The 21,250-nt window shown below is 37.5% G+C and carries 16 protein-coding genes; 5 read left to right on the top strand and 11 right to left on the bottom strand.

Annotation, left to right across the window (positions count from 1 at the left end):
- Window positions 1-3: 3 nt before the first annotated feature.
- The gene (locus OCK74_RS08550; protein ID WP_279296605.1) at window positions 4-2,229 is read left to right on the top strand and encodes a sodium-translocating pyrophosphatase; all 2,226 of its coding nucleotides are present in this window, start codon (window positions 4-6) and stop codon (window positions 2,227-2,229) included.
- Between the two features lie 252 nt (window positions 2,230-2,481).
- Here the strand turns inward: OCK74_RS08550 and OCK74_RS08545 are convergent, their stop codons facing one another.
- Together OCK74_RS08545 and OCK74_RS08540 are read right to left on the bottom strand one after the other, a co-directional pair.
- Window positions 2,482-3,414 carry a 1-phosphofructokinase family hexose kinase gene (locus OCK74_RS08545; protein ID WP_279296604.1) on the bottom strand — a complete coding sequence of 311 codons (933 nt, stop codon included), beginning with the start codon at window positions 3,412-3,414 and terminating at the stop codon, window positions 2,482-2,484.
- Between the two features lie 19 nt (window positions 3,415-3,433).
- The gene (locus OCK74_RS08540) at window positions 3,434-6,046 is read right to left on the bottom strand and encodes a calcium-translocating P-type ATPase, PMCA-type (protein WP_279296603.1); all 2,613 of its coding nucleotides are present in this window, start codon (window positions 6,044-6,046) and stop codon (window positions 3,434-3,436) included.
- A gap of 270 nt (window positions 6,047-6,316) precedes the next feature.
- Here OCK74_RS08540 and OCK74_RS08535 point away from each other — a divergent pair, with 270 nt between their 5' ends.
- Together OCK74_RS08535 and OCK74_RS08530 are read left to right on the top strand one after the other, a co-directional pair.
- Window positions 6,317-6,706 carry a BlaI/MecI/CopY family transcriptional regulator gene (locus OCK74_RS08535; RefSeq protein WP_279296602.1) on the top strand — a complete coding sequence of 130 codons (390 nt, stop codon included), beginning with the start codon at window positions 6,317-6,319 and terminating at the stop codon, window positions 6,704-6,706.
- A 1-nt stretch (window position 6,707) separates the two neighbouring features.
- Window positions 6,708-8,387, top strand: coding sequence for a M56 family metallopeptidase (locus OCK74_RS08530; RefSeq protein WP_279296601.1), 1,680 nt, complete (start codon window positions 6,708-6,710; stop codon window positions 8,385-8,387).
- 82 nt (window positions 8,388-8,469) lie between these two features.
- Here OCK74_RS08530 and OCK74_RS08525 read toward each other — a convergent pair whose 3' ends face one another.
- Together OCK74_RS08525 and OCK74_RS08520 are read right to left on the bottom strand one after the other, a co-directional pair.
- The gene (locus tag OCK74_RS08525) at window positions 8,470-9,492 is read right to left on the bottom strand and encodes a PorP/SprF family type IX secretion system membrane protein (protein WP_279296600.1); all 1,023 of its coding nucleotides are present in this window, start codon (window positions 9,490-9,492) and stop codon (window positions 8,470-8,472) included.
- 39 nt (window positions 9,493-9,531) lie between these two features.
- Window positions 9,532-13,047, bottom strand: coding sequence for a PKD domain-containing protein (locus tag OCK74_RS08520; protein WP_279296599.1), 3,516 nt, complete (start codon window positions 13,045-13,047; stop codon window positions 9,532-9,534).
- 1,111 nt (window positions 13,048-14,158) lie between these two features.
- Here OCK74_RS08520 and OCK74_RS08515 point away from each other — a divergent pair.
- Window positions 14,159-14,635 (top strand): LEA type 2 family protein, encoded by a 477-nt coding sequence (locus tag OCK74_RS08515; protein ID WP_279296598.1) that lies wholly within the window; start codon window positions 14,159-14,161, stop codon window positions 14,633-14,635.
- A 32-nt stretch (window positions 14,636-14,667) separates the two neighbouring features.
- On the opposite strand, the gene OCK74_RS08510 is transcribed toward OCK74_RS08515, so the two are convergent.
- On the bottom strand, window positions 14,668-15,024 hold the full coding sequence (locus tag OCK74_RS08510; RefSeq protein ID WP_279296597.1) for a heavy-metal-associated domain-containing protein: 357 nt from the start codon (window positions 15,022-15,024) through the stop codon (window positions 14,668-14,670).
- Window positions 15,025-15,047: 23 nt separating this feature from the next.
- Window positions 15,048-15,683, bottom strand: coding sequence for an orotate phosphoribosyltransferase (pyrE, locus tag OCK74_RS08505; RefSeq protein ID WP_279296596.1), 636 nt, complete (start codon window positions 15,681-15,683; stop codon window positions 15,048-15,050).
- A gap of 33 nt (window positions 15,684-15,716) precedes the next feature.
- Between pyrE and OCK74_RS08500 the strand changes: the two genes are divergently transcribed.
- Entirely contained in the window at window positions 15,717-16,364 is a 648-nt protein-coding gene (locus OCK74_RS08500) for an NUDIX hydrolase (protein ID WP_279296595.1), read from the top strand.
- 3 nt (window positions 16,365-16,367) lie between these two features.
- Here the strand turns inward: OCK74_RS08500 and coaD are convergent, their stop codons facing one another.
- The 5 genes from coaD to pruA all read right to left on the bottom strand — a co-directional run bounded on the left by coaD (window position 16,368) and on the right by pruA (window position 21,224).
- Window positions 16,368-16,838 carry a pantetheine-phosphate adenylyltransferase gene (gene coaD, locus OCK74_RS08495; RefSeq protein WP_279296594.1) on the bottom strand — a complete coding sequence of 157 codons (471 nt, stop codon included), beginning with the start codon at window positions 16,836-16,838 and terminating at the stop codon, window positions 16,368-16,370.
- 8 nt (window positions 16,839-16,846) lie between these two features.
- Entirely contained in the window at window positions 16,847-17,770 is a 924-nt protein-coding gene (locus tag OCK74_RS08490; protein WP_279296593.1) for an aspartate carbamoyltransferase catalytic subunit, read from the bottom strand.
- A gap of 67 nt (window positions 17,771-17,837) precedes the next feature.
- Complete coding sequence (pyrR, locus tag OCK74_RS08485) at window positions 17,838-18,356, bottom strand: bifunctional pyr operon transcriptional regulator/uracil phosphoribosyltransferase PyrR (protein ID WP_279296592.1); 519 nt, start codon at window positions 18,354-18,356, stop codon at window positions 17,838-17,840.
- Window positions 18,357-18,734: 378 nt separating this feature from the next.
- Window positions 18,735-19,340, bottom strand: coding sequence for a porin family protein (locus tag OCK74_RS08480; protein WP_279296591.1), 606 nt, complete (start codon window positions 19,338-19,340; stop codon window positions 18,735-18,737).
- 240 nt (window positions 19,341-19,580) lie between these two features.
- Window positions 19,581-21,224 carry an L-glutamate gamma-semialdehyde dehydrogenase gene (gene pruA, locus OCK74_RS08475; protein WP_279296590.1) on the bottom strand — a complete coding sequence of 548 codons (1,644 nt, stop codon included), beginning with the start codon at window positions 21,222-21,224 and terminating at the stop codon, window positions 19,581-19,583.
- Between the last annotated feature and the right edge of the window lie 26 nt (window positions 21,225-21,250).

The following is a 21,250-nucleotide window of genomic DNA, read 5'->3' as shown; positions in this document are numbered from 1 at the left end:
TATATGGATTCATACGTTTATCTTGTCCCTGCAATGGGAATTATTGGCTTGTTGTATACAGTATGGAAGTTTTTTTGGGTTAGCAAGCAAGATGCTGGCACCAGCAGAATGAAGGAAATCAGTAACTATATTGCTGATGGAGCAATGGCATTTTTACGTGCAGAATGGAAGATTTTAACCTATTTCGGAATTGTAGTTGCACTTCTTCTGGCTTTCATGGCTAGTCGTAACCCTCACTCCCACTGGTTTATTGCCATTTCATTTCTTATTGGCGCATTTTTCAGCGCTTTAGCAGGTTATATCGGCATGCGTATTGCCACCAAAGCCAATGTTCGAACAGCACATGCTGCACGAACTTCTCTTTCCAAGGCTCTCCAAGTATCATTTACGGGCGGTTCTGTAATGGGAATGGGTGTAGCGGGACTTGCCGTATTTGGACTCGGAGGATTGTTTATTATCTTATATCATATTTTTGCAGCTGGCTTACCGGTAAACTCTCCAGAAATGTTTAAGGCCATTGAAGTACTCACTGGCTTTTCATTGGGGGCAGAAAGCATTGCCCTTTTCGCCCGCGTTGGCGGCGGTATTTATACCAAAGCTGCTGATGTAGGCGCTGATCTTGTTGGGAAAGTGGAAGCCGGTATTCCTGAAGATGATCCTCGTAATCCGGCAACAATAGCTGATAATGTTGGGGATAATGTTGGGGACGTAGCAGGTATGGGAGCTGACCTCTTTGGCTCTTATGTAGCTACTGTTTTGGCTACTATCGTATTGGGGCAAGAAACCGTTGCGAATGATGCTTTTGGCGGCTTCTCTCCCATTTTATTACCGATGATGATTGCAGGTGCAGGAATCATTTTTTCTATTATAGGAACTTTTTTTGTCCGGATATCTGACGCATCAGGAGTGCATACCAATGTTGTACAAAGAGCATTGAATATGGGCAATTGGGGTTCTATTATTATGACGGCCATTGCTTCTTTTTTATTAGTGGAATGGTTGTTGCCTAGCACTCCAATGAATTTACGCGGTTTTGAATTTTCAAAATATGATGTATTCGGGTCTATCATTGTCGGATTGATTGTAGGCACCTTAATGAGTATTATCACAGAGTTTTATACTGCCATGGGAAGGCGACCAGTTTTGACCATTGTGCGTCAATCAGGTACAGGTCACGCTACCAATGTGATTGGAGGTTTGGCAGTAGGTATGGAATCTACCTTATTACCGATTTTGGTATTGGCCGGTGGTATTATTGGATCCTATTATTTTGCCGGTTTATATGGAGTAGCTATAGCTGCTGCAGGCATGATGGCTACAACCGCTATGCAACTGGCCATTGATGCATTTGGACCCATCGCAGATAATGCTGGTGGCATTGCAGAAATGAGTGAATTGCCCAAAGAAGTTCGCGAAAAAACCGATACCCTGGATGCTGTTGGAAATACCACTGCCGCTACTGGTAAAGGGTTTGCAATTGCCTCAGCAGCCTTAACTGCGCTTGCACTTTTTGCAGCATTTGTAGGTGTTGCCATGCCAGGTTATCAACATATCGATATATATAAGGCCGAAGTATTGGCATCTTTATTTGTTGGAGCGATGATTCCATTCATTTTTTCTTCATTAGCTATACGCGCTGTAGGTGAAGCCGCAATGAGTATGGTAGAGGAAGTACGCAGGCAATTCCGGGAAATTCCAGGTATTATGGAAGGTAAAGGAAAGCCTGAATATGATAAATGCGTGGCTATATCAACCGAAGCTTCCATCAAAAAAATGATGATTCCTGGAGCCATAGCAATCATTTCGCCCTTAATTGTTGGCTTTTTGCTGGGTCCTGAAGCATTGGGAGGGTTCTTAGCAGGAGCTACTGTTAGTGGTGTTTTAATGGGTATGTTTCAAAATAATGCAGGAGGTGCCTGGGACAATGCCAAAAAAAGCTTTGAAAAAGGAGCAGACATTAGTGGCGAGAAATTTTACAAAGGCTCTGATCCACACAAAGCTTCTGTTACAGGAGATACTGTCGGTGATCCTTTTAAAGATACTTCAGGTCCATCTATGAATATTCTCATAAAATTGATGTCCATCGTGTCACTTGTTATTGCACCAACTTTGGCAGATATATTTCATACAGGTATTCAAGCACCCGAAACAGGTTTACATCATTCCATTCATAAAAATGTAGTCAACGGGAGTGATATGCTTAGTTTACAATCTGAGAAGAGGAATTAATTAAGCAGGTAGTTTCAAAAAAACAAATTTTAAGAAAAAACATAAAACAAAGCAGCGAATCATAGGTATACATGGTCTATCAACCAATAGCCATAGAAAAATCAGTCAAATTCTTATAAATAATTCTGCTTTGTGAGATGAACAAAAGAAGTCCCTCCGTAAAATTCCGGAGGGCTTTTTATTTTAAACAACAGATTACCTAGTCTTGTAACTCAAGAAACCAGAAAGAAGAAATTGATAATATTATCATTACTACCGGGCCACCCGAATTAATTTATACAACCGATCTGCATCTTTTAGACGACATAATTCAGTGCCATGGTTCATTGTTGCGGCTGTTCCACAAGCTACTCCATACCGCAGAGCTTGTCCCACGTCCCAGCCTTTAGATAAGCTTAAAACAATTCCTGCAACCATACTATCCCCCGCACCAACAGTACTCCTTTTTTTTACCACAGGCGGAGTAGCGTGAATTTCTTTATCTTTTGTTATTAAAACAGCGCCTAAAGGTCCAAGTGAAGCGATAATGATTTCGCACAGGCCTTTATTAATTATTTCTCTCGCTACATCGTCCACTAATTCTGCATTAATTTCTTTTTTTCCAACCAATGAACTTAACTCAGCTAAATTAGGTTTTAAAAGGAATACACCCTCATTTGCAGCTTGCAACAAGGCTTCACCTGAAGTATCTACAATTAGTTTAGCGCCTTTTTTTTTGCAGGTTGCGGCTATTTGTGCGTAAATGTCAGTTGGGACACCAGGAGGTAAACTACCGCTTGCCACGACAAACTCTGCATCCTCCTCTTTTTCAATCAAATCCAAACATTGCTTCCACTCTTCCTCTAATATTACAGAACCAGGCATACCAAACCTGTACTGTTGATTATTGGAAGTATCTAAAACAATTAAGTTTTCCCGAGTAAAACTCTGTACTTTAATAGACTGAACCGGAACTCCTTCCTTTACTAATAATTCAGTTAAAAATATACCGGTATGGCCACCTGCAGGAAAAATAGCCTTTGCATCACCACCCAATTTTTTTATAGCCCTAGCCACATTGATTCCTCCACCGCCGGGCTCAAAATTTGGTGCGGAGCATCGCAATTTTTTTTCTGGAGCTAAAGATTCAATAGTTGTGCTTTTATCGATAGCCGGATTAAAAGTAACTGTTAGAATTTTGGACATATATCTCGATTTAAACTATTCAATAAAAAACACTATTGTTATCGCCCAGCATTCTTTTCCGTTTTACGATTTTCTCAATTTCGACTGCAAAAAAGATAACCAAAGAAAGAGCAATACTGATAATCAACTCAGTTGCTGTCAGTGGCGTTGTTTTGAAAACTGAATTAAAAAATGGAATATAAATAATACAAAGCTGTAAAACGAATGTAAGTAATACTGCTCCCATCAAAGGTTTATTGGAAAGAAAGCCCTGGCTAAAAAAAGATTCTGTTTCTGACCGGATGGCTATAACATGAGACATTTGACTAAAACATAAAACCGTAAATACAATAGTTTGCCAATTATTTGTATGAATAAACAGTGCTTGCGTTACTAAAGTTACAATTCCCATCAGCAGACCAACCCATAAGACATGTATCCCTAAGCCGTGAGCAAAAACACTTTCGTTGGGATGACGTGGTGGACGGAGCATTATTCTTTTGTCCGCAGGTTCTGCAGCCAATGCTAACCCAGGCAAACCGTCTGTCACCAGGTTTATCCATAAAATATGTATCGGTAAAAGAGGAACTGGTAAACCCAAAAATGGAGCGAGGAAAATGGTCCATATTTCACCTGAATTACTGGTCATGATATATTTAATAAACTTGCGTATGTTGTCATATATCCTTCGACCGCTTTTCACAGCTTTTACGATGGTGGCAAAGTTATCGTCCAGTAAAATCAGATCTGCCGCTTCTTTTGAAACATCGGTACCGGTAATTCCCATGGCGACACCTATATCGGCTCGCTTCAGCGAAGGCGCATCATTTACTCCATCGCCAGTCATCGCTACAAATTGCTGGTTATCCTGAAGTGCTTTTACAATGGTTAATTTTTGTTCTGGTGATACCCTGGCATAAACACGAACCTGTTGTACAATATCTTTATACCGGTTAAAATCGATATTTGCCAGATCTGCGCCTGTTGCAATGGCGTCATTATCATCATCAATAATTCCCAATCTTTTAGCAATGTTCTTTGCCGTTAAAGGATGATCCCCTGTAATCATTAATGGAATTATTCCTGCTGTTTTGCATTCACCTACAGCTTTTTTCGCTTCTTCACGTGGCGGGTCTATCATTCCAACAAATCCTATAAAACTCAAATCCGTTTCCACTTCTTCAGCTATCAAGTCAGAAGGAATATCATTTATTTCTTTATGTGCAAACCCTAAAACACGCAAGCCATCTGCGGCCATTTTTTCAGAAATATGCAAAAACTGCTGTTTCTCGATTTCTGAAGTATTCCCAAGCTTCTTAAGAAGGATATCTACTGCTCCTTTTGTTATTACCCATACTCGATTATCTTTTTTATGAAGCGTGGTCATACACTTCCGATCTGAATCGAAAGGAATTTCAGCGATCCTAGGCGTTTCATTTTCTGTACGATCAGCATCAAACCCGTTCAGTCTTGCTATTTCATATAAAGCCATTTCAGTTGGATCACCAATTAACTGGCCGCTTTTCGAAACCTTTACATCATTATTCAATGCAACTGATTTGAATAGTAAATTTTCCTGTTCAGTAAATTCCTGAGGATGCAATTCTTCTTTTTTCACTACAATTTTACCTGCATAAATCTCCTCCACAGTCATTTTGTTTTCAGTAAGGGTACCGGTTTTATCAGAACAGATATAAGTAACAGAGCCTAGTGTTTCAACTGCAGGAAGTTTTCTAACCAGCGCATTTTGCTGAACCATACGTTTTGCCCCAATGGCCAGGGCTATTGAAATCAGGGAAGGAAGGGCCTCAGGAATTGCAGCTACTGCAAGAGAAATAGAGGTCAACAACATCAATACAGGCTCTTCCCCTCTCAGCCAACCAAACAGAAAGACAACCAGGCAAATACATAAAACGATAGCTGCCAAACGTTTACCTAATTGAGTCAAACGTTTTTGCAAAGGAGTTTTAAGTCGATCTTCACCCAACATTTCAGCTATACGACCCAATTCTGTATTCATGCCAGTCGCCACAACAATACCTTTTGCCTTTCCATAAGTAACATTTGTTCCTTTGAAAGCAAGATTAATTCTATCTCCTAAGGGAATATTTTCTTGCTGTAATGCTGCTATGTTTTTTTCAGATGGCACAGATTCTCCAGTAAGAGATGCTTCTTCAATTTTTAATTGATTTGCTTCTATTAACCTCAAGTCGGCCGGGACTATATCACCCGTATCCAACAGTACAATATCGCCTGGAACCAATTCTACAGAAGCAATATTTTGTAGTTTACCATCGCGTAACACTTTTGCATTTGCAACAGCCATTTGCTTTAAAGCTTGCATTGCTTTTTCGGCCCGGTATTCCTGAACGAAGCCAATGATGGCATTTACGATTACAATTGTAATTATGGCAATAGCATCAATTATTTCACCCAGAAAACCAGAGATTATTGCTGCAATAAGCAGGATTATGATCATGAAATCTGAAAACTGCCTTAAAAGAATCTGAAAGGGAGTATCCTTTTTGCCTTCCCTGATTTCATTTGTACCGTATTGTTCCAATCGCGCTTGCGCCTGGTTAGCTGAGAGTCCTTTTTTGCTTGTATCCAGCCTAGTAATAATTTCTTCCACATCTGCCTGATACCATAACATTGTGCATAAAGTTTATATAAATAATAAAACTCCGTTTCATAAAGTTAAATTACCGTTCGTGCAATAAAACAGAACTTAAAAAATTATATACTTTAATTTTATTTCTGTGATATACCGTTAGTCTATAAGCATTTGTCCAGGTAAGTATGATTTTTCTGTATTTCCATTATAAAGTATAGCATACAGGATGTATTGTTAAAAAATATTAACAGAGCGTGCTGTTGGATGAAATACGAAATTGGTCGTATATTCGTGATGAAAACTTTTTTTATGGCCAATCCAAAATATATCAAACCTACAGAAAGTGAGCTTGAAATACTTCAAATCTTGTGGCATAAAGGTTTGGCTACGGTAAGAGAAGTACATGAAGAACTGTGCCATACAAAAGATATAGGCTATACTACAACACTAAAGCTCATGCAAATCATGCATGAAAAGGGATTAGTGAAACGTGATGAGTCTATGAGAACTCATATTTACCAGGCCTCAGTTAATAAAGAGCATACACAGAAGCATCTGTTAAGTAAAATGATTGAATCCCTATTTGGAGGCTCATCGACCCAATTAGTATTACAAGCGTTGGGGAATGATAACCACAAAGCAACTCCTGAGGAATTAGAACAAATACAGAAACTTTTAGATGACCTGAAAAAAAATTAATATGCCAGTAATCAGCTATTCTGCTTTTTTACAAGCTTTAGGTTGGGCTGCGCTTAATTCCATATGGCAAGCCGGGCTAATATGGTGCCTTTTATGGATCATTAATTATTTTATTGATCCAAGTCCACAGAAGAAATATATTCTTTCTATAACTTGTATCTTAGTCAGCTTTTTACTGTTTTTTGGCAATATTTTCTATTTCCTGAATTATAATCATCATTTATTTGTTAGCGCCATCGGCAGTTCCAATATTAAATTATCCTCTGAATGGTTGACTATAATATTAAATTCAGCCTCCATAGCATACTTGCTTCTTTTATTATTTCCAATTTACCGGTTGTATGAAAACTGGTATTCTTTAAAAGAGTTAAAGCTTGGAGGACTTCAGAAAGTAGATTTCGAAAAAAGGTTGTTTGTACAGAAGACGGCAAAGCTCTTAGGTATAAAGAAAGAAGTTACTTTATTTATATCTGAAATTATTCACTCTCCGGTAACCATTGGTTTTATAAAGCCTATCATTCTTTTACCAATAGCATCCTTTAACCACCTTTCATTACCACAGGCAGAAGCCGTCCTGCTTCATGAACTAGCTCATATCCGGCGATATGATTACCTAATGAACATTCTTATTTGTATTGCCTATACTATTTTGTATTTCAATCCTTTTGTAAAACTTTTTGTTCGAATGGCAGAAACAAGTCGCGAGGAAAGTTGTGATCAAATGGTTTTGCAGTTTGGGTATGATAAAGTGAGTTATGCATCCGCCCTATTACAATTGGAAAAAGCAAGTATTCAACACCGTGTTTTTACACTTGCAGCGACAGGAAAGAGCCCCTTATTTCAAAGAATTGAAAAAATAGCAGGCTTGCCATCCAAGAACTCATCAATAAGATTTTCTCATTTTGCAGGTCTTCTAGCAATCATTCTCATTGCTTTTTTCTTTCAAGCTCTTTTTACTGTTTCACATTTTAGTAACGAAGGAAAACCGTTTGTATTCAGCAACTTTGCCAATCCATATTATTTTATTTCCAACGAAGAAAAAGCAAATGAACTCAAAAATTGTAATATTCCGACTAAAAACATAGTCAATGCTACAAGGGGAATGTATAAAAATCATAATTATACTACACCTCATACCGTTGATCAAAATATTACTGAAGAAACTCCTTCCCTACCAAATAACATTATCCCTATTGCTTTAAATGAGGTAGATGCTCAATTGACAAATACTGAAAAGAAGCAGGTGAAGTCTGCCATTGGACTTGTTAAAGAAGTGCTGATCACTTACGAATGGAAGAATTTAAAGAATAATATTCCAGATGGTCTTACTGAAAAAGAGAAAAAAACAGCATACAGAGAATACCTGGCTGAAGTGAAAAAGATCAACTGGAAAAATCTTGAACAAAATTTAAAAGTCGACTACAACAATATTAACTGGAGAAAACTTGAAGCGACCCTTCAGAACAAATTGGAAATCAATCTACAGGATACTTCAGGTTGTGAAAACCCAGGAGAGGTTTCTGAAGATTATCAAGTAGATTCAGAAAATGATGTCAACAGTGAACTTACAACAACGGATGTTGAGCCAAAAACTTCTATAACAGCGCCCATAATGCCTGTGAATGTACCATGTAAACATGATACACTTCAAGTATCGAAGAAAAAAATAATAAAATTATAAGCATATAATCTCAACAAAACTCGTTTGGCTTTTTACAAAATTGGGATAGACAATTAGTGGGATAGCGGTTTACAAATTATGATTACCAAACATTTCTTGGACAAGTATCTCCATATTTATTGTTAATTAGAAAGCCAAGTATAATTTCATGGGTTCCATTACTGGCAGTATTCACAGGAGTTTTAGTAAAATCATAAGCGTATCCTAAATTGAAAGTATTACCTAAATTGAAGCCAAGCAATGCTGCATAACCGTCATTTAGCCGATAACTTCCCCCCGCCCAGAGAACATCTCTATACTGCCATTTTACATTTATATCAAACTGAGGATTTGTGGGTGTATATGAAACATACTTCAACATAAAAGAAGGAATCATGTTGATATCCTCATTCAATAAAAAACGGTAACCTGCTGATAAGAAATAGTGCGGAATCAGCTTTCCTCCATAAACTGCATTATCAACAAAAGAAATCTTTTGAGGGATCGCTTGCTGAACTGAAGCTCCAATGAAATAGTCACTATTGTACAACCATAATCCAGCATTTAAGTCAGGTTTCAGGCGGCGTATTCCGGACTCTTTTGCCTGTGCAGGATCATAAGGTTCACCACCACCGAAATCGGATTTGGACATATCGCGATAGATTTGAGAGAGTCCAGTAGAGAAACCAGCTGAAATATTTGTTTTTGGATTAAGGCCAATATGGTATGCGTAGGAAATATTTGCAGTAAAGCGACTAAAGTTGCCTGTTTTATCATTTATTATGCTCATTCCTAGTCCATGGTGGGGTTCTGAAGCGGTGTAAGTTTCCCAATAAGCACTTCCTCTTGGATTTTCACCAGGAATATTAAATGAAGTAGCTGAAGTTTTATAGTCTTTTTTGCCAATTGGACCATGTATTGTCAGGTAAGTAGTTCGAGGGGCACCATTCAATCCTACCCATTGATCCCGAGCACTTATTTTTACATCTGTATAATTCTCTATTCCACTTAGTGCGGGATTTAAAATATAATTATTCAGAATATACTGGGTATAATGCGGCCGCTGTTGAGCGCAAATAATATTTGCCAGCATTAAAGCAGTAATTATAAGTAAAACTCTTCTCATAAATTGGCTGTTCACATAAATAGCGGATTAGTAATTCTGTTACCTGATCACATCAACAAACCCGCTCATTTGCTGGCGTCCTCTTTTAGGATTTACAAGATAATAATATGTACCTACCGGAACCGGGTTTCCTTTAAATGTACCATCCCAAGGTTTGCTGGATCCAATTGATTTATAAACTAATTCTCCATACCTATTGTAAACTTCAACAGTAGCTTCAGGATAAGAATCCAGGTATTTAATTTCCCAACGATCATGCATACCATCTCCATTAGGTGAAAATGCATTTGGAATCAACGGTTTTTTTAGCACTTTTACAAATACGACATCGTCATCTTTACAACCGTCTCGTGATTTGACTGTGAGCGTATAATATTGATCATTGCCTGGGGTAGCAAATGGTTGGGCTGTATCAGATTTATTCAGATAGAAATCAGGAGTCCAAGCATAAGACAGCTCTCTCCCCATTCCTCTACCCTGCAAAAAAATGCCCTTTCCTTCAAGAAGGTCAAGATCCGGACCGGCATTTGCCATAGGTGCAGGGAAGACCTCAATCGTATTTTTAATAACATTTGAGCACCCATTATCTGCTGTGAATGTATAAGCGATCGAGTCGATGCCGCTCTTCACCTTATCAGGATAAAATTTCCCTGAAGTTGTAATTCCCAATCCGGAGTAGGCGCCATTTCCTGACAAAGAATTTGTATTTCTGGCCTGGGTAATCATCAATGGGCCCTCATTTGCACATACAGGAGACAAAGGATCGAAAACGAGCTTTGGGGTAGCTTTTAAAGATATAATTTGTGATGTGCTATCTAAACAGTTCTGGCCTGAATAAGCAAACACCATGATGTTTGTACTTTTTATTTCAGGAGAGAAAAACTCTTGATAGTTATATTGGTAAGTTTTACTTTGAAAAGGAAAGGAATCGATTGTTTTGATTTTTGGATCATAATTATAATCCCAGAACACTTCCAATCGTATTAATTTACCCACATCTACGCCAGACTCATTAGTAAAAGATACATTTTTATTACTACAGAATTCAAGACCATTTTTGAATGCAATTGATGCATTAGGCTTGGCTCCATTAATATAAAATTTTTGCTGAATTGTATCAGCACATCCTTTTGGCGTATTTACAACCAATGAAACAGAATATTCTCCTGTGGCTGTATATTTATGCAGTGGATTTTTTTGAGTTGAAAAGTTTGGATTTGCACTCCCAGCATTGGCATCCCCAAAATTCCAAGTGTAAGAAAAAGCTGACTCTGAATTATCCTCAATAGATGAAGAATCTATAAACTGGGAAAAAGGGTCTTTGATGCAATTTCCAGGCGTAATGAAGCCTGCATTGGGTACTGCTCCCACATTGATTTGCCTTGAAACTTCCTGACTTTTACAGCCTTTATCGCTTTCAACAATTAACGACACCCTATAATCACCAATTGTATTATATCTGTATTTGAAAGAAGCATTATCCTTTTTTACCAAGGAATCTGCATTTCCCATCTTCCACAGCCAACCAGTAATACTACCAGAAGAGACAGAAGAACTATCTGAAATGGTAATGTCCTGCAACTTGCAAAAAGGTGATAGCAAATCAAACATTGCTACCGGGGCAGGATTTACTTCTATAATTTTTGATGCTGTATCTGACAAGCAGCCAATATCAGTTATTAAATTATAATATGCCGTATATGTACCCGGGGCTTTGTATTTATAAACGGGACTTTTAACCTGGGAAATATTACCATCCCCAAAATTCCATAAGCGCTTGCTTACAGGTCTATCCAGAATTGAAACATCGGTAAAATAAGTACTGTCCGGGAAGCATCCGCTAAATTCTGTATTGATTTGAGCCTTTGGTTTTTCAAAAATTTCAAGAACGTAATCAATTTCCTGCACACCACTACAGCCTTCAGGTGTGGGATTCTGAGCTATTATTTTTATTGGATAACTTCCAATTTCATATATAGTATACGGTTTTTCAATTTTGAACCTGTACAATTGGCGTCCGTTGACCATCCATGTGGAATCATAACCCGGTGCGATTATTAGGGTGTCAGGAAAAAGGCCATTAAATTTCCATTCTAATTGTGTGGGCTTATATGGCAGCACCATAGAAAAATTAAAAGGAGAATTCCGGCAACCTGCAGGAAAATCAACAGTGGCATATTGATTTTTAATAGAAACGAACTGATATAAATCTTTCAAATTAGTACCACCTGAGTACCCATAGGATTCAGCCTCGCCAAAACCATAAGATATGATGTTAAACCCAGTATCGCATACAATATTATGCGTACCGGAGCTTACAGACATCCGTCCGTAAACGTAGTTACTATCATTAGGAACAGGATTAAAATTTGTAAAAGGACTCCCATCTACCTTAAAGGAATTGATTGCCTCTTTATTATTTTTTAAAACAAAATTCAAGTAGTGAACCTGAATATTGGTACCTGTCACCGGTTGCATAGAATTCAGTGTAACCCGGCTAATTGTTTGCTCTACCGGATTCAGGTAAATCATGTCCGGATCACCAGGCTTTGGATTGCCCTCACAATTTTGCGTTGTAAAATATTGAGCAACCAAAATGGGTTTGTCAGATTCAATTACGCTTACCTCTTTCGTTAAAAAGTCGTAATAGAAATTATTGATAAAGCTAGATGCTGTAAGTTGGTTCCCGTTTAGCCATACTGTTGCAGTAGGGTCAGACTTGCAGATCCGAAAGTAATTATTAGCGTTTCCCAACCCTGGAACCGCAATATACTTTTTACCCCAAGTAGCTTTGGGATACATTTGTTGGTAAAGGTTGTCAGAAGTCTGATCGCAGTTTGCACCGATTTTAATTTTTCCTGAACCGCAGAAAACTGCAATTTTTTTACAACCACTTGTGTTATTAGAAATGGAACGGATTTTTGACCCTGTTAGGTCCACGCCTGTTTGGCCAGTTGTTTTTCCCAAAACCTGATAAATCTGGCCTTGCTTTAAATCAACAGTAAAAGGGACTCCTGCAGGCTGGCCTATTTTAGTGTCTGCGGAAGGAGTTATTTCAACAGTTGTAGTTCCCTCATCAGCAGCAATTACAAAGAAATAGGAATGTGCATTTTGTTCATTGGCAGCCTGGGAATAATTAACTGAAAAGTATTCTTTTCCAAGCGTTTCTGTTGGAAGGCAAACTGTCGCTCCTGATATTGCATTTACATAAATAAAGCTATAGACTACGATCGGCTTTTGAGCTGTTACATGTATACCGTGATCATAAAGTCCCTGGTCCATTAAGGCGGCAGAACGAGGAATATCTATTGTAGTTATTTGATTTGCCGTAATTGTAAAATTCTGAGAAAACCCAACACTTGCAATTTCAACCTTTCCGACTGTATTAATATCGGAGGTTATATATAATTGCATTTTCTCATATTGATTAGGACCTGCCGCATTAAACATGCGTACGTGGTTACCATAACCTATCCAGAAATCCTTACCCTTATTAGAAAAATCTTGTGCAAAAAGGGTATGAATAGCATGTATAAGCAATAATAAAATTATCACCCGTATTCTCATTAGCCAAGCAGTCTTGTTATTAAGTTTTCAAATAGGAACGTGAAATATATAAAGCGGCAAAAGTTAAGACTTTAAAATAATAATGTAAATGATCTGGAACTCTTAAGAAAAAATTATGAGATCGAGCTAAAGTTGCTTTAGGAATAAATACTAATAATTAATTACTTGTATATATAGTCTAGTTTGCCTTTTTCCGTATTTAATGTTACAATCTATACTCTTCTATTGAAATTAAGCATATTATCTATATGTTTAAATGACTGCTTTCTTGAAACATTTACACATCGAGCAAGTGTAATTAAAAGATAAAATCCTACGCTTTAATCTGTGAAATGAGAACCATATCTATGACACCCAAGAATGCCAATTGCTAAAAATACCTTTCTAAATTTTGTAATGTTTTACTCTTCTAAAAACAAGAGTAATTGGTCTTTAAAGAAGGCTCTAATCAATGATCAAGTAATAAGTGTCTATTGGCTTTGTATTGCCAGTAAAAAGGTTCTCAATCAACATTGAATTAAAAAATAAGTCATTCTGTCAGTTAAAGCAAAATGCTTGAAAATACTTATCTCTTTAACCAGGATTAAAGATTCTGTCTGCAGCCCTTTGAATAATTCGGTTCTCTTGTACAAAAATTCAATTCTTCGATTATTCATTTAATGCCTCACCAATAGCTTCCAAAAACTTTTTTGACAAATACTTTGAAAAGGTAATTATTTAACGAAAATGGGGATTTATTGAATCCACATATTGAAATATTAATGCCTGTTAGAATTACTTAAAATGCAAAATTATTTATTCTTCATAAGTAATTGTATATCAAATATAAATATCCTCATAATTCACTTTTGTTTTGATTATGGAAAAGAATAGTTTAAGTACTAATATTAAGCTTATATTACACTATAATAATTCAATTATAAATGGTATAAGTATCTGTATAACAATGATTAAATATGTTTTTAAATTGCTAAATAAATTAGCTTTAAAAAGAGTTTGAAAAAACTCCTGTTATACTAATAATATTAGTATTAATGAACGCAGATTTTATTAAGTTTTATTTATGTTTATTAATTCGATTTTTGCAAAAAGATTGGAAATGAAAGATTGTAAGCTCCTATTATTGTTTTTTGTGCTTGGTTCATTAATTGCTTCATGTGGAAAAGTGGAATCACCCGAATTCAGAAAGCTGGACAGTTTCAAGGTGAAAAAACTCGATTTTCAAAAAGCAGACTTAGGATTTAATGTTACCTATTTCAACCCCAACAATTTTGGGGTTAGTGTCAAAGAGGCAGAGATTGATATTTTTGTAGACTCTGTTTATTTAGGAAAATTTGTACAGGAGCAGGAAATTGATGTCATCAAAAAGTCTGAGTTCTCACTGCCATTAAAAGGGTCTGTTTCAATTGCAAAGGCTTTACAATTGAACCTAAATGATATTACCAACAGGCAGGTATTAGTAAAAGCGAACGGAGCTGTAAAAGTGGGAAAAGCTGGTATATTTATTACAAAGCCAATAAATTACCAAGGGAAGCATAAGGTTGATTTAAACCTAATAAAAAACCCAGCCTTTTGAGCTGGGTTTTTATCTATTTAACATATAATATATTATTGCATTCCTCCTCCATCTTCCGGTTTTTTACAACATGACGGAAGTTTTTTATAAGAATCAGGATTAGCAGGAACGTCATTTGCATCATATCCTGCATTGGAAATTGCAGTTTTCACTTCTTCTTCATTAATGCGATCTGTAATGTATTTTACAGTAGTTTCTTTCTTTTTTACATTAACATTGATGGACATAATACCATCGTACCTCTTTAAATAAGTTTCAATTCTTTTTTTGCAGCTTTCGCATTGCACTGTTGGAGTGTTTAGTTTAACCGTTTGAACAGGTTTAGTTTGGGCGAAAGAAGCAATGGATAAAAGGCAAATTGAAAACAATGAAAAAAGAAATTTATTCATAATTAATTTATTTGACTACGAATTTATGAAACGCCTGTCCAGTTTGCCGGATCGTTTCTCCAATTTAACAAAACCTGCTGTTGTTCGGGCTGTACGATGCCTCTTTTTTCTGCCAATTGAAGCAAAGCGGGATAATCTGTTAATGATATAAGCTCCACTCCTGCCTTTTCAAATGCTTCTTTAGCGATATTGAAACGATAATTAAAGATTGAAATCATACCGATCACCTCAACACCAGCCGCTTTTAAAACATCCACTACCTGCAAACTACTTTTACCCGTAGAAACCAGATCTTCAATGATTACAGCTTTTTGTCCTGGTTGAAATTGACCTTCAATCTGGTTGCCCAGGCCATGTTCTTTAGGTTTAGGCCTAACATAAATAAATGGCAGTTTTAATTGGTCGGCCACCATAGCACCCCACGCAATTCCAGCAGTAGCTACGCCAGCAACAAGATCAGCCGAGCTAAACTTTTCAAAAGCGACATTACATAATTCGCTCTTTATATAATCACGGATAAAGGGAAGTGATAAAACCTTACGGTTATCACAATAAATAGGGCTTTTCCACCCGCTTGCCCAGGTAAATGGTTTTTCCGGGCTTAATCTTACTGCATCTGCCTGCAGCAATTTTTCGGCTGTAATTATAGCGTCAGTCATGGTGCGAAAGTACGAAGGTTGTTAACTTTGCGCATGCACAAGAAAGTTTATTTTGGATCAAAGCCTCTTTACCTAGCCTCGGAAATTACAGAAGAAATGGCTGCATTTGCTAATGATCCCGCAACTGTAATCATGCATGAGCCTAATCTTTCGGACGTTAGAAGCATGATTCATATGATGCAACAACCTGAAACTATTGCAGGCATCCTAATTTATAAAAAACCAGATGAACTACTCAGTGCACTTAAAAATGAATTAGTTCTTATAAAAGCAGGCGGGGGCTTCGTCTATTCAAAGGAGGAAGATGAAGTTTTATTAATTTTCAGAAGGGGAAAATGGGATTTACCTAAAGGTAAATTGGATCCAGATGAGAAGATTGAAAACTGTGCATTAAGAGAAGTGGAGGAAGAAACAGGCTTACGGCATATTACATTAGGCGAGTTATTGTCTACCACTTACCACACATACCACCAAGATGGAAATTTCATTTTGAAAGAGTCTTTTTGGTTTTTAATGACTTCTCCCAGGGAACAAGTTCTCACTCCGCAAACTGAAGAGGATATAGAAAAATGTGAATGGGTCAAATTGTCCAAACTTACTCCCTATTTAGACAACAGTTTTCCGGCTATTGTTGACGTAATAAAGGCTGCGAATTCAGTATTACATGGTAAAACCAAATAGCCCTTACACGTTCACAGTTTTTAATACTATCTCAGGAACAAATTGCGATACATCACCCCCGTAACGGAGAACATCCCTGACCAATGTTGAGGCAACCGAAGTGTATTTAGGTAAACAAGTCAAAAAAATGGTTTCTATATTTCCATCCAGACTACGATTCATATCGGCGATTGCCTTTTCGTATTCAAAATCATTTACATATCTAATGCCACGTACGATATAATTAGCTCCAATTCTTTTGCAGCAATCAACTGTAAGTCCTTCATAGATCACTGTTTCAATTTTTGGCTCCAGCTTAAATATTTCATTCAGCCACTCCAGCCTTTGCTCAGCAGAAAACATTGGGGCTTTACTTGAATTAATACCAATTCCAATAATTAGCTTATCAAAAAGAGGAAGGGCGCGTTCAATAATGTCCAGGTGGCCAAAAGTTAAAGGATCAAATGTTCCGGGAAATAAGCCAATACGCTTCATGAAATTGATTATTGACGGTTTGAAAGCAAATAAAGCACAGCCATTCTTACTGCAACACCATTTTCAACTTGTTGCAAAATGATTGATTGATCACTGTCAGCAACATCACTGTCTAATTCTACCCCTCTATTAATCGGCCCAGGATGCATGATCGTGATTTTCTTTGGCAGGCTCTCCAAAAGCCTCCTATTGATCCCGTATACCAGGTTATACTCCCGTAATGAGGAAAAAAGTACCTGATTTTGTCGTTCCAGTTGAATGCGCAGAACGTTTGCAACATCACACCATTCCAGAGCTTTTTGTAGATTATATTCAACTCTTACGTTGAAAGCCTCTTCCATATACTTTGGAATTAAGGTTGGTGGACCACAAACAATCACCTCTGCTCCCATTTTTTTCAAAAGGTAAATATTGCTTTGCGCCACCCTGCTATGCATAATGTCGCCTATGATAGCAACCCTTACCCCTTTCAGCGTCCCGAATTGTTCCATAATAGACAACGCATCAAGCAATGCCTGTGTAGGATGCTCATTAATCCCATCCCCGGCATTAATGATTGCAGCTGGTATATGTTTCGCCAAAAAATGTGGTGCACCGGATGCGCTGTGGCGCATTACCACCATGTCCACCTTCATGGATAAGATATTATTCACGGTATCTAAGAGCGTTTCCCCTTTAGATACAGATGATCCTGAGGCGGTAAAATTGATGGTATCTGCTGAAAGCCTTTTTTCAGCCAATTCAAAAGAAATCCGGGTCCGGGTAGAGTTTTCAAAAAACAAATTGACAATCGTGATATCCCTCAGAGAAGGAACCTTTTTGATCGGTCTTTGTAAAACCTCTTTAAATTGTTGAGCCGTTTGTAAAATCAGGGAAATATCCTCTGCAGTTAAGTCTTTAATGCCGAGAAGATGTCTAGTAGAAAGCGCCATTAAAAATCAAAGATAAAGGAAATGGAAATAAACTATAAAATACATCACCGGAATCGATGCTTAACTTTTAGTCAAGCACTACGGCGTCACCGCCTTCTTCACCCCATAACACTTTAACTTTTTGGGACACAATGGAGTCAATTGTTTTGCCCGTATAATCCGGTTGAATCGGTAATTGGCGGCTGTACCGGCGGTCTATTAAAACCAATAGTTCTACTTTTTCAGGTCTGCCGAAGTCCATTAAGGCATCCAATGCGGCCCTGATGGTACGTCCAGTGTACAACACATCATCTATAAGAACGACATTTTTACCTTCAATAGAGAAAGTGATATCCGTTTGATTTGGGAAATGAATTTCTTTTCGAATATCATCACGGTAAAAAGTAATATCCAATTTCCCATATTGAATTTCTTTATTATTAATCTCGTTTCCAACTTCGGCTACAATTCGGTCGGACAGTCGAATGCCTCGAGGCTGGATACCAATTATAACTGTATTATGCAATTGAACATGATTTTCCAACACCTGGTTGGCTAGCCGTTTGATCGTTAAGTTTATTTGTTGATGATTTAATAAAGTCTTCAAGCCAAGAAATTTGCATAAAAGTAGGTATTCAATCCTTTTTCGAGGTAGAATTGTATAGATATACTTTATAAAAAAGGTCAAATGCTTAATAATCAGGTTTGATATTAAGCATTTGACCATGCCAATGGGTTATTCTTGATTAGCTATTTGTATTGAATTATTGAAAAAGTATGTTTTTGGTCATTTTGCACCCTGGATACTGTACATAACCTCAGGCTATATAGGAAAATTAGAAGTTATAAAACCATGTTTGATGCTAATGCGAGGGTACCTAAAATTGTCTTTTTCATAAGTTAAGAATTTATATATGCTTCATAAACAAATAAAGGGCCATTACAAAATGGCCCTTTCAAAAGTTATGCAATTGCATTTTAATTCTTAACGTGACTTAGCCTTATGATGGCTATCGAACATATAGAATAGGCTTAATTGCAACACCCTGTTTTTTGTTTCATTTGTCCTTTCCTTATTAATGTCAGTCAAGCCCAAATTATAACGAACACCAAGGCCCAAGCCGCTATAGGTTAAATAATTTGCTCCAAAGCCAAGCCCAACATCTGTTGATTTTAAATCATTACTAATATCATCTTTATTTCCATTCTCATCTTCCAATTCTCCATTCACAAGAAAACCTAACTGAGGACCTGCTTCCAGCCTGAAGCCATTATCAAACATATACTGAACCATTACTGGAATGTTAATGTAATCAGCTTTCCATGTATATGAACCTTGTGAGCCCAGATCGGTTTTAGTACCTTGAGAAGAATATTGAACCTCAGGTTGTAAAGCCCATTGTGGTGACAAATGCATATGAGCAAGTGCCCCTATGTGGAAACCAGTTCTAAAATCTTTTTCAATATCATCATTTGCAAATGACCAATTGGCAAGATTTACACCTGCTTTCAAACCAAACTTCGGAACAATCTGAGCGAAAACACCCGTGCTCAGCATTAAAATGCTGAAAATTAGAGTAACCTTTTTCATTGTACGTATTTTTTCGCTCTACATACAAAAAAGAGGCCGTTTTTACTTGGAGCTCATCCTAAAATAATAGATTAAGGCCAACCTAGTAAAATAGATTAAAGATTTCCGCTAGGTTGGCCATTGGCAATAAATAATATTTTAATCTAAACGTTTTATGGTAAGAGCAAATGAATAATAAAAGGCCGCATTTATACGGCCTTTTATTATTCAACTAAAATATTAATGGAAAAGTGATTTTAATTATATCCCTTCACTCTCTCCTCTTAAAAAAGGATAACGGTAATCAGTAGCCGGAACAAATGTTTCTTTGATCGTCCTGGCGCTAAGCCAACGATATAGATTTAACATGGAGCCAGCTTTATCATTTGTTCCACTGGCCCGGGCACCGCCAAAAGGTTGTTGGCCTACTACAGCACCGGTCGGTTTATCATTGATGTAGAAGTTACCGGCAGCATTTCTCAGTTTTGTTGTAGCCAATTCAACTGCATGCCTATCCTGTGCAATGATAGAACCCGTTAATGCGTAAGGAGAAGTGGTGTCTACCAGATCCAAAGTTTCTTCAAACTTTGATTCGTCATATACATAGATCGTCAATACGGGACCAAATATTTCCTCACACATTGTAGCGTACCTGGGATTTTTAGCTTCAATTACAGTAGGCTGAATAAAGTAGCCCTTCGACTTATCATATTCTCCTCCAACCAAGATATTTGCATCATTACTGTTTTTTACTCCATCGATATATGAAGCAATTTTATCAAAGCTCCTTTCATCAATGACTGCATTGATAAAATTACCAAAGTCTTCTACCCCACCTATCTTGAAAGACTGAATGCCTTGCACCAGTAAGTCTTTTACTTCGTCTGCAAGGTTGGAGGGAATATAGGCTCTAGAGGCAGCAGAACATTTCTGTCCCTGGTATTCAAATGCGCCACGCAATAATGCAGTGGATAACACTTTGGCATTTGCTGATTTATGGGCAATGACGAAATCCTTGCCTCCTGTTTCTCCTACTATTCTTGGATAGGACTTGTAATTGGCAATATTTTCTCCAATAGCTTTCCACATACTATTAAATACCCCGGTTGACCCGGTGAAATGAACTCCAGCAAAATCCCTGTGGTTAAAACATACTTTACCCAATGTAGGGCCATCAACATAGATCAAGTTGATAACACCATCAGGCAGGCCAGCTTCTTTTAATATACGCATGAATAACTGAGCTGAAAAAATTTGGGAGTGCGCTACCTTCCAAACAACAACGTTGCCGCACATAGCTGCAGAAGTTGGTAAGTTACCTGCAATAGCGGTAAAATTGAAGGGGGTAATGGCTAGAACAAATCCTTCCAGCGGTCTCCACTCCATGCGATTGTGCATACCGCCTGAACTAATTGGCTGTTGTTTATAGATATCACTGAGAAAATGCACATTAAAACGCAAGAAATCTATGAGTTCACATGCACTGTCTATCTCTGCCTGAAAAACGTTCTTACTTTGCCCCAGCATGGTTGTACCATTCATGTGGTAACGGTATTTACCAGCAATCAGATCTGCAGCACGCAAGAAAATATTGGCCCGGCTTTCCCAGCTCATAGAAGCCCAAGATTCTTTAGCAGCTAAAGCAGCCTCAATAGCCATATGTATATGAGATTCGTCGCCTTCATGATAAAAGCCCAATAAATGCCCAGTTTCATGAGGTGGACGCAGGGGTTGTTTATTTCCTGTTCGCACTTCTTCGCTTCCTATATACATAGGAATGTCGACCTTTTCTTTCTTTAATTCAGCCAGAACCTTTTTCTGTTCAGTCCTTTCGACACTGCCAACTGCATAACTATGCACAGGCTCATTAGCCGGCAGGGGGTATGAAAAATATCCGAGATTCATCAATAATGGATTTTTACAAACGTACT

The organism is Paraflavisolibacter caeni, from assembly GCF_025628885.1.
GTDB classification, from domain to species: Bacteria; Bacteroidota; Bacteroidia; order Chitinophagales; family Chitinophagaceae; genus Flavisolibacter; species Flavisolibacter caeni.
The sequence above is the reverse complement of the archived record's forward strand: the minus strand, read 5'-3'. Positions and strand labels throughout refer to the sequence as shown.